This window comes from Serratia sp. Je.1.23.a (assembly GCF_051129805.1).
Classification (GTDB): domain Bacteria; phylum Pseudomonadota; class Gammaproteobacteria; order Enterobacterales; family Enterobacteriaceae; genus Serratia; species Serratia liquefaciens.
In genome coordinates this window covers 15,758-32,420 of sequence record NZ_JBCPSR010000012.1, presented here as the reverse complement: position 1 = coordinate 32,420, position 16,663 = coordinate 15,758, and the positions used below count along the sequence as shown (strand labels likewise).

The following is a 16,663-nucleotide window of genomic DNA, read 5'->3' as shown; positions in this document are numbered from 1 at the left end:
CTATCATATTCACAGACCGTCACGGAAAAAGGAGAAAAATACATGCCCCCCGAATTTTTACCGCAATTGAACTTAAACGTAAACGCTTCGATTTACATTCGTCAATCAATACACCCAATGACTCAAACAGTCAGCAATAACCTTCAGCGCCCACATTCTTACCCCCTTTTTCTACAGGAAGCAATTGGACATTATAGAACTTAAAAACGGCCATACGTCTCAATTCCCTATGAAAGCAAAGTGTAAATATAGCGACAGGCATACAGGATTTCAATGCACAATCCATTTCCTTCGTCTCGTTACCCTTGTCACCCGAGATATATCAGGCCCGCCTATTTGTTTATGCAACTTTAACATGCCACACAGGCCCATTTTATTCCAACCCACATTATTACCACCCTAGTTATTACCTTAAAAACCAATAGCAGATTGTTCTTTTACACCCCAAACGCGAAAACAGCGGCTGTGCAGGTCAAGACCTCGCTTACGTCCTCAATACATAAACCTGCCCGGCAACATTATTTAGCAAGAAACAAGGAGATTGCCATGATTAATATACCCCTTTCCCCCGCACTCATCGGGTTACCACTCCCCACACAACGCACCATCCAGCGTGCCTTGTTCTTGCTGGAGCAGCATTTACGCAAACCAGGGGCGTCATTCACCTCGCCCGATGCTGTTCGCAGCTGGCTATGCCTACAGATGGCACGACTGGAGCGTGAGGCGTTTATGGTGCTTTATCTTGACAATCAACATCGCCTGCTGGCCCATGAGATTCTGTTCAGCGGCAGCCTCACCAGTACCCAAGTACATCCCCGTGAAATCGTGAAATCGGCACTGAAGCATAACGCCGCGGCCACTATTTTGGCTCACTGCCATCCCTCTGGACATGCTGAACCCAGCGAGGCCGACAGGCAAATCACCTACCGTGTACAAGACGCACTGGCACTGGTTGACATCAGGGTGCTAGACCACTGTATTGTCGGCGGCCTAAGCGTGTACTCGTTTGCCGAACACGGGCTATTATGATCCATTGAACGTACGACCGTACTGGCGGCCTGACTAGCACTAATATAGGTTGACATTTTTCAACCTGATAACACCCGATGAATCTCATCGGGTGCTTTGTATTTCAGCGACAGAGGTGACCGGCGCGTGTTGTGGATTTCCCTCGATGCCCTAAGCATCGTCCTTGTCAGCACGATGTCTTCCGCCCTCACACGCGTTCCTTGACGGAGCATTTTCTCCCGCCTTCAGCAGGTTGGCATGGCGGTAAAAACGATAATAGCAGTGCGTCTCGTCTTGTGATGCGCTCACTTAGACATAATCAGTAACCACGCGTAGCACAGGATACTGAACAACGCGTCATTTCCCACATGCAACGTCGATTCAACTTGTTGCAGCAGCAGGTGATATAGCTTACGCGCCCCTGAGACATTGGGCCTGGCACTCTCCGCTTGCCCCACGTTGCAGGGACTAATACCACATCTCTCGGCGGGTACCCATTTTACCGACAGCTCCGCGTTACTGTGAGTCGTAGCGCTTGTGTTTACGTGATAAGGCGGCTGACTGCTTTTTGTCAGTGTGGCGCAAAACTCGATATACATCACGTTGACGACCGCGTCGAAAAACCAGGTTTTGACTGTAGATTCAACCAGTTGCCACTCGAGTTATTTAACTCATTGTTCAGAAATCGGGAGAGCTTTGGGCATGTTACCCCCTCGCACTTTCTGGTGGAGGGGAAGTGCGCCAGTCGAGCGGGCCGTATTTACGCAGCCAGTTCATGACAGTTGCGTTGCCCTCAATGACATAGCGCTCAGTGGCCTGACAATAATTCATTTCCCGTATTTCGACCCGTTCGACGACAGCTAGCTTAAAGGAGAGAGTCATCGCGCTGTATTATCTTAACACACTAATTCATCACACCTTTATAGGCGCGCGAGTAAAATATATCAACGCTGTTCAAGATGAGTCAGAGAACCAACGGGAATAAAGAATAAGATTTTTCTTTTTAATTTATAAATGATTGAAATCGGATTGGCTATGCTACCCAAACCCTCTCTGCCAGACGCTGCAAGGTCATTCAGAACAGTGAACATATATCAGATAATACCATACATAAGAACCGCACATGACCCGCACCTGACTTAATGCGATAAAACCACCATATTCAAGGAGATGAATGATGCATAAAGATAGAAAACTGTTAGATAATAAACTGTTAGATAAAAAGAAAAAAAACACACAAGAGGAAGAGGGTGTCGATATTGATGAAAGTAGAGAAATGTTGAACCACGATAACTCCTTCACGAATAGTCGTCCTCTTAAATTCAATAGACGCCTTTTAGCTGATACTACTAATAACGGTACTGAATACTCCCCCCAAGATTTTGCCATTACTCTTGGCTCATGCTCTTACAGATCCGTCCCAATCGCTGAACATAATCGATTTAAGTATAAAAAAAGTCTTTTTCTTTTTCTCCTTCTGATTGCAGCAACAGGAGGGATGGCCATGTGGTTTTTTAGCAATAGGAGTAGCGCTCTCAAACAAATGCCTTACACTCCAATCATGGATATTGACACGCCGGATAACTTTAATAAACCACATAGCATCATCAATGCAGCAGGCAGTTTTGGACCAAGGCATCAAAAAAGACACGCCCCAACCATGGGAGCCCCAGTAGATACGAACCAAAAAACTTTGCGAGTGATTAGGGCACTACCTCAAAAAAGTGCTACGCAACCCACGACTAAATATTTGGGAAAACATATTTCTTCAACCAATGACTTGCACGATAGCTTTTTAAAATACAACCCAGCAGCGTTCAAAAATTACCTACTGGATAAATACGTAAAGGATGAGGCGTTTTTGGATGATATAAAGAATGAGGTTGCCAATATTTCAGGCGTGTACTACCATAATTTCATTTCAATTTTAATCAATGCACGCACACTTAAAGAAATACCCTCCTACCCCGAACATATGCATAGTTTTCTTTATGAAATGCAAAAATATAGCCAAGAGATTTATCAGCATCAAACATCGAAAAAAAATGATAAATCACTAGCACAGCAGTGGTTAGATGCTGATGATGACCAAGTATCTACTGCCGAGTCAAAACGGGAGTATCTCATCGCGACGGCAAATTCTTCATTTTTATTTTGCCTCGAACCAGAGAGTTTCTTAGCCATTTTAGATGAGAAGTATGAATTTAATGAGGCTGACTCCATACAAATTAATAATGTCTACAAATATTACTCACAAGACAATGATGACTCAATTGAAAAAGCCATGAGTGATGGATTTACATTAAGGCCAAGTTTATTTCACCCTAGATTTCAATCATATATAGAGGATGTTAATCGCTTTATAAGACAAAGCGATGAGGAATCAACCACTTCATGGAGCAGTTATTTTCACCTTCACGATAAAGTAGTGATGAGGCCAATAGCTGTATCGAATTATATTAACAACAGTACCTTTCAATCACTCTCTCGCCTTGGGTTAAGTGACTTAGACCCGAATCAAGTTGTGTCTGTTGACGCAGAATGTTTTGTTGGTTGTAATCCATATGTGACATCTGTAAAAGAGTTCCTGACACCTTTAAGCCAGATTCATACGGGAAAATGGCAGGAAATGGCGATTCACAAGGAAATATCTGATGCTTTAATATACATTCCTTTCAGTCCCACTCAATCTTACTTAACAATTACTAAAATTTCATCCCCGGATGAAGTAGAGGTTAACTTTAAAAACGGCACTCTAATTACTTTAACTCATGGCAACACAATAAAAATAAGTGAAGGCAGAAGCATTTCCTCCGGAAATGAAATAATTATTCATTTAGAGGGGAGGAGCTCAATTAATTTGAGCAAGAAAGAAACCAGACTTTATGATGGACCTTATCAGTCCATGCTTTTCTCACTAGAGCGTACTCCCACCATAGAATTAGAAAATGGTAAAATCTTTAAGGTTGAAAATGGTGGAGGTAAAATCATTTTAGATGACGGCATAGAAATAACCTTTAAAAAAGGGAGGGAATTACCACTAAAAATTAGAAAAATCGAACATGCCGGATTATCATTAAGTCAGTACTCAGACGATCTAGATACACTATACGATGAAAACCATTCAGATATACACGCCAGTAAAGAACATCAGATTAAAAAGACTCTCAAGTCAATACTAAATAATGAAAAGCTCAACAATGAATTATCATTGAAAGACAAGGAAAAGATTCAATCTATAATTTCTGGTGAAAGTGTCGATGGAATTAGTGTTATTAGCGTCGTGCCTGATGTTGTAACCTTCCCTTGGCGGGAAAATGAAGGGTTTACGCGGGATTTCATTAGCCTAGCCTTGTCTGATGACAAAAAGCTGTTTATTTCTCTTGCCGACGCCCCTCAACCAGCGTGGATAGTTCCCAAAAATTATGGCATGGATTACAACAAGCTCACACATGACAAATTTTATAGGAATAGAGAGTGGAAAGAATGGGTGTACATGCACCTTCCTGTTGGATTACAGATGGATAACATAGGTAATTTACTTGATAACAATGAAATGCTCGGCTTTGATTACAAACTTGAAGAATTTAGAGGGGATTGCAGTGACATTGCACGCGCCTTGATAAACACAGAAAAAAAACAGCATGTAATGAACATGCGGCAACAGATATCAACTTACGGTGAGCGCTCACTTAAACACTTTGAAGCACAATTAAAATTGGCACGTGATATATTGCTGTCAGCAGTTGGCGGTGGAATCGCTCGCGCAATAACATTACCCTTGAGAGGTACGCCGTTACTACGCACCTTAATTTCAGGCATAGTAGAAGCAACGTTTGATACAGGGATGCTCTTTACAGAGGCTATCACAGTATCGAGCAAAGAAGAAAGGGAGGCTATTTATAGCAGTATGTTACCTAGCTTTGCCTTGGGCGGGGTTACGGCAATGATACCATGGAACGGGGTGAGAGGGATTAGTAAAAAACACGGCACTAATAAAAAACCACCAAGACTTCCTGCACCTCCAGGAGGGGGAGGCTTAAGTGGCGCATCTAAAACTAACCCTCATGTTCCAACATTTACTTTTTCAGATGCTAAAGTTGAGGCTTCAAAAGCGCTCGGTATGTTCCCAGACAATTATCACAACTCATTATATCAAGGCAACACAGCCAGGCCTGAATTTATTTTTAATAACGGATTACATTCCCTGAATGAGCATTTAAACTTACATTATCGATTTAAATTTAATGGAGATGAAAAACTCATTGCATTCACGAGTAAAAAAGACATTACAATAGAGAACCTTCGAGGAAGAACAGGAGAAAAAGTAACTACCGCCTATATATATGAAATAGAAACTCCACCTAATAAAGTTGATATGGATGGTTCGAAACCGAACAAGAAGTCAGAGTCAGAAGGTAATCACGAAATGGATTTCACTCGTTCAGTCCCTGCGGTAAATATAAAGGGCGCATATGTTATTGAGTTTAACAATAAGGATGGGTGGCATGCAACTGGTTATCAGAATAATCCCGAATGGGTCCCACAGACAAGAGGGAGAGGTAATTCTTTTCATAAAAATTATTTTTACCCGGAATCTACAACATTTACAGAAATTCCATTGCATTCAAGAAAAAGTAAAGACCCTATTGGCTATAGAACCCTTGGGGATGGACACTATGTTCACATTCTTTCAAAATCAACAGAAGGGGAAAGTGCGGGTGCCAGCACTTTAGTTGTAGGATGTCATGGTGGGTATTGTCCATCTGACCGGTTTGGAGCATCACCTTTACCCCCCGTGGCGTTACCTGCAGATATGGTAATTAAATTTATGACACCGGATGATACTTTCTTAATAGATCCAGGCTTTGATTTTATTGTCAACAATCCGTCGCACTATCAGGCGTATGTCACTCTTGTTCCGGGGAGAGATCCGGATGTTCACTTTTACCCACAGCCCAACGGAAAGTTCCCTGAAAATTACAAACCCAAAGATAGAACAAACACCCATGGAACAGAATCATCAAATGATGAGGTGTTTAATTATCGACATTATCAATATGAAGGTGAATCCCCTGGGTATTTAGCGGCGATAGTTGATCGTAATAGAGTGAAAGCGCAGGACTCCAGTGTGCCTTTAACTGATATAATGGTTGTTAACACCAAACTAGATCTCAAGTACGAACCAGAGGGGTATAAACATGCGAGCACACAAGTATTAATAGACATGGATAGAGATGGCACGCTGGTTAATGCAAATGGTGAAAGGTATAAAGTAATAATCTTTGCACATTGTAGAAATATTTTTTCTAAGCTTGAGAGTGAAATCCCACGCTATCGCTACCCTGAAACCTTGAAAAGAAACATAGAAAGAGTGAGAGGCGTGAAAAACTATGGTGTGTTAGAGATGGTCACATTACGACGAGATGACGTAAATCATGAATTTAAAGAAACCAGAAAGCCGGTAGCCTTGTTATTTAACCTGGAGCCAAGAACAGTTGCTAAACCCACTAAAAATCATAATACAAAAGAAAGTGAACAAGCATACACACCAGAGCATGATCCGCATATAGATTCCCACCCTGAAGTTCGTGGGCCGGTATCTATCGTTGGCACCGGTCACGTTGGCAGACCATTAAATGCAACAGATTTCAATACTATCAGCAGTAGCGATGTCAGTGAACACTCATCAGTAGAAAATAAAATACTTAAGAATAAATGGAAAGACTGCTTGACCATTGCATGGGAGAGAGAGGCGTCTAATGGCGAGTGGTTACGTATCCAGAGTGACACTAATTTCCTCAACAGTAATTCAACTTATTTCCCGAGCGCTGATGACATTGGTCATCGTGTTCGTTTCAAAGCCATCATTCGAGGACGCAATCAAAATTCAAATGGGCGTGAATTGATTAGTGAACCCATCCGTATTTTTGGAAAGGCCCCTGAAATCACAGGGGAAGTTCTAATTGCACCTCATCTATATGAAGGGATAACTAATAAAGTGGATATTGATTATAACTTCTTATCCCATGGCTGGGGGGGCGACGCTTCAGTTATATTATGGGAATGGAAAAGTCATGATGGCAAATGGATAAAAGACGAAAATGCTAATCAGAGGCTACGTTTTTATCACCCGCATGTTTTTGATGGAAGAAGCAATGTTCTTCGAGCCAGAGTTATTCCCAGGGGGAGAGATAGTGACATCCTTCGAGGAAAAGAGGCCATAAGTAAGCCCATTGTGCTGCAGGGAAAGCTTGAGTCACCGAATGTAAAAGTCAGCAATGGGAAGCAGATAACCAGAAAAGCTCTTGAGAGTGCACTATTAGAAAATAATGACAATGTAGCTATTCACCTTAAAGATGGTTCTTGGACACCAGAAATTTGGTTGCCAAGACCTTCATTTTCAACTCAATTCATATCTGTTTTTAACGAAAGCCCAAACATAACAAACATTTATGGGAAAGGGAGAAAGGTGCATAGAGTAATAAAGCCGGGGGATATAGTGACATTTCACTCGGAAGGTAATGATTGGAAGGTTTGATCTGACGAGCCTGTACAGCATTCTGTGTAAATGCCTTTTCCCTGAAGTGACCGTCCAGGCGGTCACCGAACTCGATAATAAAACGGCTCACTGCCATACGCCAGTCCCCCCGTGGCATTGTTCGTTTCTGCGACGCCGCCTGGAATGCCAACCACACCACCTTTTTTACTGAGCCACTCGTCGGGAACCCCTTGCGTTTTCTTGATGGCGTGCCGGATAGGCGAAGATCGTGGCCACATTGGTCCAGTTTGACTGCCAGCTGCGACTTATCTGTGGGTAGCGGCAGTCCCAGGCATTGGAGAACGCTTCCAGCACCTGTAAGCCAGCTTATTCTGTTGGAGCCTGAGAGGGTTTCAGGTCACTGGTGACGGCCTTGTCGTCCTTCCAGGAGACGAACCGCAAGCTATTGCGCATCCGCGCCTGCGGATACACTGCATTGATGGCGTCAGGCAAGCCTTTCAGTCCGTCAACGCAGGCAATGAGAACGTCGTTCAGACCGCGATTTTTTTTAGCTCTGTCAGCCCATTCAGCCAGAACTTGGCGCGCCATTTTATGCCCGCCACATACCCAGCAATTCTTTCTGACCTTCGATATTGATCCCCAGCACCAGAAACACGGATTTATTGATGACGCGACTAACCATCCGCACCGCACGACCAAAATCAATCTTTAGCCCGTTATCTCCACTCAACGCATTCACGCATAAAGGAAAAATACAATGACTGACATTATTGACCTTAACAACAATCCCCCGTTACTGCCACAACCTGTCGCTGACAACACCGCTCCGGCACTGACGGCCACCCTCGTACCGGATGAACAACGTATCCATTTCTGGCTACAGCATTTTGGCAATATCCCGCACTGGCTTCGTATTGAGTCACCGATATTCTCCTGGCTCGACCTTCTGTGTAAGGAGTATCACGGCGATTATTGGGACTTTTACACCCTCAGCAACGGTGGAGCCTTCATTATTCCTTCCACCGAAGGCGAGTACACACTCTTTAACGCGCTCAACGGAAATGGTGCCATTGTGGGCCATGAGGCCGCGGGCATCATCGCCTGCCTCATCACCTACAGCCACCATGCCTGCCGCACGGTGTCTGATGCGATGACGGAGCACTATTACCGTCTGCGGGATTACGCCCTCAGCCATCCTGAGTCCAACGCCATTATGCGCATCATCGACTAAGCCCCTATACTACGGAAACAACATCACCATGATGAATATCACCTTATCACTGGCTCTCGATGCACTCCCGTTACCCACCCAACGCACATTGTTCTTGCTGGAACAGCATTTGCGGCAACCGGGTGTTTCATTCACCTCCGCCAATACCACGCGCGACTGGTTACGCCTGCGCACGGCCGGGCTGGAGCGTGCAGAGTTCAGGGCACTTTTTCTCGACAACCAGCACCGTCTGCTGGCCCACGACATCCTGTTCACCGGCAGCATCAGCAACACCGAGGTCCATCCCCGTGAAATCGTCAAATCGGCACTGAAGCACAACGCCGCAGCGCTCGTGTTAGCGCATTGCCCCCTCGGGACATGCCGAACCCAGTGACGTGAGAGAGTGGATCCATTTCTCGAGTGCCTGTTATTTGTTACGCTTGAATGCCTGGCAATATCCGGTATTACGATTGAAACGGTTGGGGATGTCGAAGGTCAGTCGCCGATTGATTGTCGCGCTGATGCAACATCATCGCATCTCCTTCCTTCATTTGGATACGGCAGGTGATGTATTACCGGGATCCGCCATCTTTGATTGGTGAACACCTGCAGCATTCCCCCCCTTTCCTCGAACAACATGGCTCAACACCCACATAGAAGGCCCGCCCGTAAACCGGTGGGCGTTTTTATTATGGAGAAAAACAGGCAGACAGAACCTGAAGTATTAACCGGCCCTACCGAGGTGATTTTTTCCACCAGCATTGAGCGCATCGTCAACGGACGTAACACCGCACTGGTACAAATCGAAGCTCTTATTCAGCTGATTGATGACGTCTCAGCACTCACGTCCACCATCGGTGGTGGAACAGCACCGGAATGGGCCATGCGTCCGGGGCATCGCTATGACTGCTGGTTTACGGAGAAAGCAGAAACCGCCATGAAAGCCATCACGCGTAACATAGACCGTAGCATCTTGCGAGACCTGATGCTGAAATCGGGCATGCTGGCGCTGATGGACGCTCAGGCCCGTGACGAATGGTATAAAAACCTTGAGAGGGAGCCATTTTGGCACAAAGATAATCGTCAACAATCTGGTCAGCTACAGCCGCTGGGGCTTCAGTTTCACCTGGGGATGGCGACGCAATCAGCTTGTCGACCTGGAACGTATGCTGATGTTGCTGGATGGGAAACCGATCCCCGACAATCGTGATGATATTGCCCGCCGTCTTGGCGACCATATCCATGGGAACAGGCACTGCGCCCGCTATGAAGATGAAATGTTTACTGTTAAATACTTTCAGAAGGGAAGCGCGCATATTACGTTCAAACGTCCTGACCTGATAGAAAAGATGAATGATATCGTTGCCAAGTATTTTCCTTCTGCGCTCCCCTCACGCACCTGAACGCCATCTCTATTTTACCGACACACTTGCATAAGCGAAAAGCCCCATGTACAACGTTGCTCTGGCGTTTCTGGTGTATTTTTCGGGGGATCGTCAAATGTGTCGTGAATGTACTAGAAACGCCACTTCACAATCCCAAATCATACTCAACCGCCGTCGATGTGGTTCCGTATTTCCACTCAAAGGGACCGAGGGTACAAATGAGGGTATAAAAATAACCAAACCATAGAGATTTATTAAATATCAATATGTTATTGAATAAAGTCGATTCCGAGTCCGGCACCATATTTAGAGAACCCAGCCAATGGCTGGGTTTTTGCTTTTCTGGAGTGGGACTCGTCATCGAACACGTTCGATTATTCGGCCAAAGGCCTCACCCTACGGGCCAACGCTAAAGCGTTGTTCAATCCGGCGCAAGCGCCGGTTGTCCGAGTCCGGGCACCATATTTAGAGAACCCAGCCAATGGCTGGTTTTTTGCTTTTCTGGAGTGAGACTCTTCATCGAACAAGTTCGATTATTCGGCCAAAGGCCTCACCCTACGGGCCAACGCTAAAGCGTTGTTCAATCCGGCGCAAGCGCCGGTTGTCCGAGTCCGGGCACCATATTTAGAAGAACCCGCCTATGGCGGTTTTTTTGCTTTCTGAGACAGGACTCTTCATCGGACAAGTTCGATCGCACGACCTTATTGCGCATCGATCCAGGCCGAAAGCTGATGCAACTCATCCATTATTGTTTGGCGTAACGGAATCTGCTTATCCGGTGTCTGCTCCAGCTCGGAACAGGCCTCAACCGCACGCTGCAGGCCCAAACTGGCACAGCTGCTTTTTAGTTTATGTGCCAAATGCGCAACCTTGCGCTCATCGCCCGCTTCGCTGGCCTGTTCAAGCTCAGTCACCCACGACAAGGCATGTTCTGTGAACAAGTCTCGCCACTCGCTGATTTTCTCTTTACCGAACACCGCCATATCCTGCGTTAGCTGAACGAAATCCAAACTGGGAGCGAGCCGTATCGGGCATTTTTCCGCGGTTAAATAGTGTTCAATAAGTCGGCTTAATGCTGCACAGGCGATAGGCTTTTGTATCAATCCGCAGAATATTTCGCCGACGCGGAGCCTTAACGTTTCGTCGGCAACATGGGCGCTGAAACCAATAAGGGGTAACTGTGGCTGCAACGCAGCAATCAGCCCAGAGAGCGTCACACCGTCCATATCCGGCAGATCCAAATCCACCAGTACACCGCTGAATGCGCCATCAACTGCCAATAGGTTCAATGCGCTTTGGCCATCGCCAACCACCTCAACCATGGCATGGCAAGACAGCAACATTTCGGCAGTAATACGCTGGGTGACCAGGTTATCTTCCACCAGCAGCAGACGGTAACCCGAAAGATCCGTTCGTTCTTCTGCCCGATGCTGTATTGGCGTGGCTGCAACAACCAGCGGCAGATTCAGTGAAAAGCAACTGCCGCTTCCCAGCGTGCTGTTGACGCTTAAGCTGCCTTGCAGTGCCTCCGCCAGCCCCCGGCTGATCGCCAATCCCAGCCCGGTGCCACCGCGCTTGGCCGTCAGCTGTACAAAGGGTTTGAAAATCTGTGCCAGTGCTTCACCGGCAATGCCACACCCCGTATCTGCAACGTCAATTTGCCAGCGCGGCCCATCAATATGGCAGCGAATATCCACCCGGCCTTGATCGGTGAAACGCAGGGCGTTAGCCAGCAAATTCATCACAATTTGGCGAATACGCCGCGGATCACCCTTCAGCCATTGCGGCAGTTCATCAGCACAAGTGAGAGCCAATGTAATCTCACGATGACGTACCCGCCCGGAGATTAACCTCATGATACTCGCCAGTAACTGACGTGGGTCGAATGCCTCGTCGTTGAGCGTCACGCTGCCCTTACCCGCCTCTAGCGCTGAATAATCCAGAATATCGTTGAGGATCGCCAATAGACTCTCACCGGAGTCATTGATCGCCTGTACGTAGGAAAGGTTCTTTAGCGACAGCGGCTGTTCCGACAACAGCTGAGCCGTGCCCAGAATACCGTGCAATGGGGTTCGAATTTCATGGCTCATTGCGGCCAAAAAGGCCGACTTAGCCCGGTTGGCCTTTTCCGCCTCAGCACGAGCCTGATGGTGCTCTACCACCATTGCTTCCAATTCGGCCGTACGTAATTCAACTTGTGCCGCAAGATATTGCCGCTGATTTTGCAAGGCGTCGGCATTTGCGCGGAAAGCCTCCATCAACTGCCCCATGGTATTTAATTCACGCACGCCGGATGTTGCGGGGAAGGGAGAGTTGAGATCGCCCTCCAATAACCTTTGCAAAGCTGCGGTTTGCTTCGCCAATGGCAACGTCACCGAATGCCAAACCACGCGCCACAAGATTAGCGACAGTGCCACCAACGAAAACAAACTCAAGATAATCAGCCAGAACTTACCCGTTTCTCGAGCCTGTCGAAGGGTCTCTAACGCCTGACTATTGCGCCGTTCAATATCACCGACCTGACGACTGATTTCAGCACTGAAACGAGTAAACATATCCAGGTTGTTTTGTGACAGTGCCTGAAGCTGCGCGCGGATATCCCTTTCCCGCTGATACAGTGTCGCAAGCTGTTGATAACGTGTCAGAGTCTGCAATTCACGCGCTATCTTCTCGCTGGTGAGGGGATCTTCGACGCGCTCTTGCCTGCGCTGGAGAATGCGAACGTAGCTGCCGATACGGGAGATTAATTCGGCTGGCGCACGCTCGGCAAGTTGCTTCTCCAACAGCAAAATCAGATGCTCAATTTGTATTGCATTGAGCCGCAGCTCCGCCATTTGATTTTGGTATTCAAAATCGATATCAATCAGGCGATCCAATGCCTGCTCCGCGGCATGATTGCGATGCTGCTCAATCAAATCGTAAATCCCTGCCTGCGTGACGCCTGCGGCAGTTGCAGCATTATTTAACTGCCCTTTGGCCAACTCGGCAATGCGGGCCGCCGCATCCATAATTTCACGGGAAAGATCGCGTTGCTGCTTGCGCAATGCCAGGCGCCGGCCCACCAATTCGCCCTGCAGGCCTAAACTGTGTGTAATGTCGGACTCCTGTTGTTCTATCGCCGCCGTATCAAATCCTTGACTGCGTAAACGTTCCAAGAGCCGACTGATACGCAAACTTTGTACCGTGAGCATTTTCCCTTGCTCGATCCAATCTGCATGCGTATCGGCATTCGTCAGGCTTTGAGCGGAAAACAATTCGTAAGCACTGGCCTCGCTGAGTTGACGAGCTATATTCATCGTTGGGATCACTGACCGGGTATTGTTTTGTTCGACTTCGCCAATAAAGCGAAAGCCCAACCAGCCTATCAACGAACTGATCAACGCTAACCCTGCCATCAGCAAAAAAGCCAACCAAAGTCGCCGTGTTAACGAAGGGTGCCCCATAGGTATCCTGATGATGAAATTAAAGTTGTTTTATCAGTGACGAAACCTCTAGCATAAAGGCTTATTAATTATGAGGCTATTATGCGCAACGCGATTTTCCGTTTTCTTGTATCGTTTTTCTGCGGCACGATAACCTGTTCGGCATTGGCGGTCTCACCGGCCCCTCTGGTGCGCTGGCTAAACGAGCGTCAATCTGAGCCAGCTGCCGCCACGCCAGTATTGCAGGCGGAACGTCGTTGGAAACTGTGCGCCCTCTATCCCAGTCTGAAAGACGCTTACTGGCTCTCCATCAACTATGGCATGGTGCAGGAAGCCCAACGCACCAATGTGACGCTGAAGATATTTGAAGCCGGCGGGTATTCGCAGCTTGAAGCCCAGCGCGAGCAATTAACGCTCTGTCGCCAATGGCAGGCCGATGCGATTTTGCTTGGCAGCAGCCTGGCTCAATTCCCCGATCTGGCGGCTTCCGTTGGCGACACGCCGGTGATTGCCGTAGTGAATGAGCTGAACTTTGCGACTACCCGCTCCCGGGTGGGCGTACCCTGGTTTCAAATGGGTTACCAACCCGGCCGATACCTGATCGATCATCCCCCTCACCCTTCACTCAATGTGCTGCTAATGCCTGGGCCAAAAGATGCAGGCGGTAGCCAGGAAATGATCGACGGGTTTCGCACCGCAGTTGAAGGCAGTTCGATACAGATCGTCGATGTGGTTTATGGCGATAATGACGTAGAGATCCAACGTAATTTGTTGCAGGACATGTTGGAAAAACACCCTGAAATCAATCTGGTCGCGGGGAACGCCATCGCCGCGCAAGTGGCCATGGGGGAGGCGCGCAATCGCCCTCATCCCTTGGGGATTGTCTCTTTTTATCTGTCACATCAGGTGTATCGGGGACTTAAACGAAACAGAATAATCATGGCGGTCAGTGACCAGATGGTGCTTCAGGGTGAGCTGGCTATCGATCAAGCCATCAGAGTTTTGCAGCAACAAAGCGTGGAAAATAATATCAGCCCGCAAATCCTGCTGCTGACGCCGGCGAATATCACCCCAGAGAAGGTAAAGTTGTCCCTTTCTCCCCTGGGTTTTCGTCCGGTGTACCTGTTTCCGTCAGCTGACCTCGGCCGCCAGGAAGTAACCCTCCCCGTGCCGAGTGACAAAGAGTTCGTGACTCAGTTTGTTTCTCAATCTGCGAATTAGGACATCCACGGTACGGAGATCCGGCTGTTCCACCCGCTGGGATGACAACATCCGTAACAGCCGCTCACGGCTCAATACCGTGCCCGGGTTGGTGATAAAGGCCAACAGCATTTCATATTCAGCCCGAGTCAGGCGAATTTGCTCCCCCTCACACTCCAGCGTATGCCGGGAAGGATTAAGGCAATACCCGGCGAACAGATAGCAGTTCTCCTGCTGCCCCTGCCTGGCAGGCATTTTGGCAAGATCGATGCGCCACAGGAGGTTTTTAACCCGCACCACCAGCTCACGCAACTCCAGTGGTTTGGTCACATAGTCATCCGCTCCCATCTCCAGCCCTACAATCCGATCAATCTGATCGCAACGCCCAGTAACGAGAATAATGCCGACGTTTGAACGTTCACGCAGGGCTCGTGTCAACAACAAACCATTTTCATTGGGCAGGTTGATATCCAGCAGCACCAAATCCACCGGCTGAAGCAGCATAATTTCCTTCAGCCCCGCGCCACTTTCAGCCACAGAAACCTGATAGCCCTCATGAACAAAATAATCACGTAAGCGCGCTTGCGTAACCGGATCGTCCTCAACGATAACAATGTGATGGCTCATGATTTCACTCCCGCCCCAGTCTGTTCATATCCATTCATATTCTGACTTATTCCATTCATCCAGACCCGTGACCCCGTTCATATTTACTCAATATCCTACTAAAGGAGTACCCATAATAACGAGAAGGTTTATTTATGAGCAAACTTTGGCGAAAACTGACACGGCCCAGTGCCAAGTGGTCAGTGCTGGCACTGTTAGGGATCGGTTGTATTCTCGGATTGGCCATCATCATCGTGCCGCACGCTGGCATTAAGCTGACCAGCAATACGGAATTTTGCGTCAGTTGTCATGCGATGCAGCCGGTATATCAAGAATATAAACAGTCCGTTCACTTTAAAAATGCGTCCGGCGTACGCGCAGAATGCCGTGACTGCCATATCCCACCGGATGTTCCGGGCATGCTGTGGCGCAAATTGGAAGCAGCCAACGATCTCTATCAAAACTTTATTGCTCATTCGATCGATACCCCGGAAAAATTCGAAGCGAAACGTGCCGAGCTGGCCAAGCGCGAATGGAAGCGCATGAAAGACAACAACTCCGTCGGCTGCCGTTCCTGCCATAACTACGAAGCCATGGAGCACAGCAAGCAGCACCCGGAAGCGGCCAAACAGATGAGCATCGCAGCGAAAGACAATCAGTCTTGCGTTGATTGTCACAAGGGGATTGCTCACCAACTGCCGGACATGAGTAGCGGTTTCCGCAAACAGTTTGAAGATATGCGCCTGCGCGCCGACGAAAACAGCGACGGCAACACGCTGTATACGTTGGACATGAAACCTATCTACGCGGCCAAAGGCGATAAAGAACCGGCTGGCTCACTGCTGCCGGCCTCAGAAGTTAAGGTCTTAAAACGTGACGGCGATTGGCTCGAAGTGCAAATCGTGGGTTGGACAGAAACCGAGGGGCGCCAACGCGTACTGTCGCTGCTGCCTGGCAAACGCATTTTTGTGTCGTCCATTCGTGATGAAGTGCAAAAACACGCCCAAACGCTTGAAAAAACCACGGTAGCCGCCACCGGTGCGGAGTGGAGCAAATTGCAAACTACCGCATGGGTACAAAAAGGCGATCTGGTCAACGATATCAAGCCTATCTGGGCCTACACCAGCGCACTGTACACCGGCACCTGTAACCAGTGTCACGGTGCCCCTGACATTGCGCACTTTGATGCCAACGGTTGGATCGGAACGCTGAACGGCATGGTGGGCTTTACCAGCCTTGATAAGCGCGAAGAACGCACCTTGCTGAAGTATTTGCAGATGAATGCTTCCGATACCGGCGGCGCAGACCAGAAACACTAAGGGAGAATGCA

General features: G+C 47.7%; 8 protein-coding genes and 3 pseudogenes. 8 read left to right on the top strand and 3 right to left on the bottom strand.

The annotated features are described in order from the left end of the window. Window positions 1-546 precede the first annotated feature (546 nt). Window positions 547-1,029 carry a RadC family protein gene (gene radC / locus AAZT04_RS25145; RefSeq protein ID WP_129983743.1) on the top strand — a complete coding sequence of 161 codons (483 nt, stop codon included), beginning with the start codon at window positions 547-549 and terminating at the stop codon, window positions 1,027-1,029. Window positions 1,030-2,182: 1,153 nt separating this feature from the next. Then, window positions 2,183-7,549, top strand: a complete 5,367-nt coding sequence (locus AAZT04_RS25140) for a putative adhesin (protein ID WP_434682219.1) — start codon at window positions 2,183-2,185, stop codon at window positions 7,547-7,549. 43 nt (window positions 7,550-7,592) lie between these two features. On the opposite strand, the pseudogene AAZT04_RS25135 reads toward AAZT04_RS25140, so the two are convergent. Further along, window positions 7,593-8,198: pseudogene (locus tag AAZT04_RS25135) on the bottom strand (transposase); the annotation flags it as partial. A gap of 69 nt (window positions 8,199-8,267) precedes the next feature. Here AAZT04_RS25135 and AAZT04_RS25130 point away from each other — a divergent pair. The 4 genes and pseudogenes from AAZT04_RS25130 to AAZT04_RS25115 all read left to right on the top strand — a co-directional run bounded on the left by AAZT04_RS25130 (window position 8,268) and on the right by AAZT04_RS25115 (window position 10,123). Beyond that, a complete protein-coding gene (locus AAZT04_RS25130; RefSeq protein WP_129983740.1) occupies window positions 8,268-8,741 on the top strand; it encodes an antirestriction protein in 474 nt (157 codons plus the stop codon). A 31-nt stretch (window positions 8,742-8,772) separates the two neighbouring features. Then, window positions 8,773-9,112, top strand: a pseudogene (locus tag AAZT04_RS25125) (JAB domain-containing protein); the annotation flags it as partial. 3 nt (window positions 9,113-9,115) lie between these two features. Continuing rightward, a complete protein-coding gene (locus AAZT04_RS25120; protein WP_242498865.1) occupies window positions 9,116-9,322 on the top strand; it encodes a DUF5983 family protein in 207 nt (68 codons plus the stop codon). 89 nt (window positions 9,323-9,411) lie between these two features. Next, window positions 9,412-10,123, top strand: a pseudogene (locus tag AAZT04_RS25115) (DUF4942 domain-containing protein). A gap of 683 nt (window positions 10,124-10,806) precedes the next feature. On the opposite strand, the gene torS reads toward AAZT04_RS25115, so the two are convergent. Then, window positions 10,807-13,548 carry a TMAO reductase system sensor histidine kinase/response regulator TorS gene (torS, locus tag AAZT04_RS25110; protein WP_434682216.1) on the bottom strand — a complete coding sequence of 914 codons (2,742 nt, stop codon included), beginning with the start codon at window positions 13,546-13,548 and terminating at the stop codon, window positions 10,807-10,809. Window positions 13,549-13,629: 81 nt separating this feature from the next. Between torS and torT the strand changes: the two genes are divergently transcribed. Beyond that, on the top strand, window positions 13,630-14,748 hold the full coding sequence (torT, locus tag AAZT04_RS25105) for a TMAO reductase system periplasmic protein TorT (protein WP_434682214.1): 1,119 nt from the start codon (window positions 13,630-13,632) through the stop codon (window positions 14,746-14,748). Here torT and torR read toward each other — a convergent pair. Beyond that, window positions 14,659-15,354 (bottom strand): two-component system response regulator TorR, encoded by a 696-nt coding sequence (gene torR, locus AAZT04_RS25100; RefSeq protein ID WP_041414129.1) that lies wholly within the window; start codon window positions 15,352-15,354, stop codon window positions 14,659-14,661. The genes torT and torR overlap by 90 nt on opposite strands. Before the next feature lie 134 nt (window positions 15,355-15,488). On the opposite strand from torR, the gene torC reads away from it, so the two are divergent. Continuing rightward, complete coding sequence (torC, locus tag AAZT04_RS25095; RefSeq protein ID WP_020824872.1) at window positions 15,489-16,652, top strand: pentaheme c-type cytochrome TorC; 1,164 nt, start codon at window positions 15,489-15,491, stop codon at window positions 16,650-16,652. The last annotated feature ends 11 nt before the right edge of the window (window positions 16,653-16,663 follow it).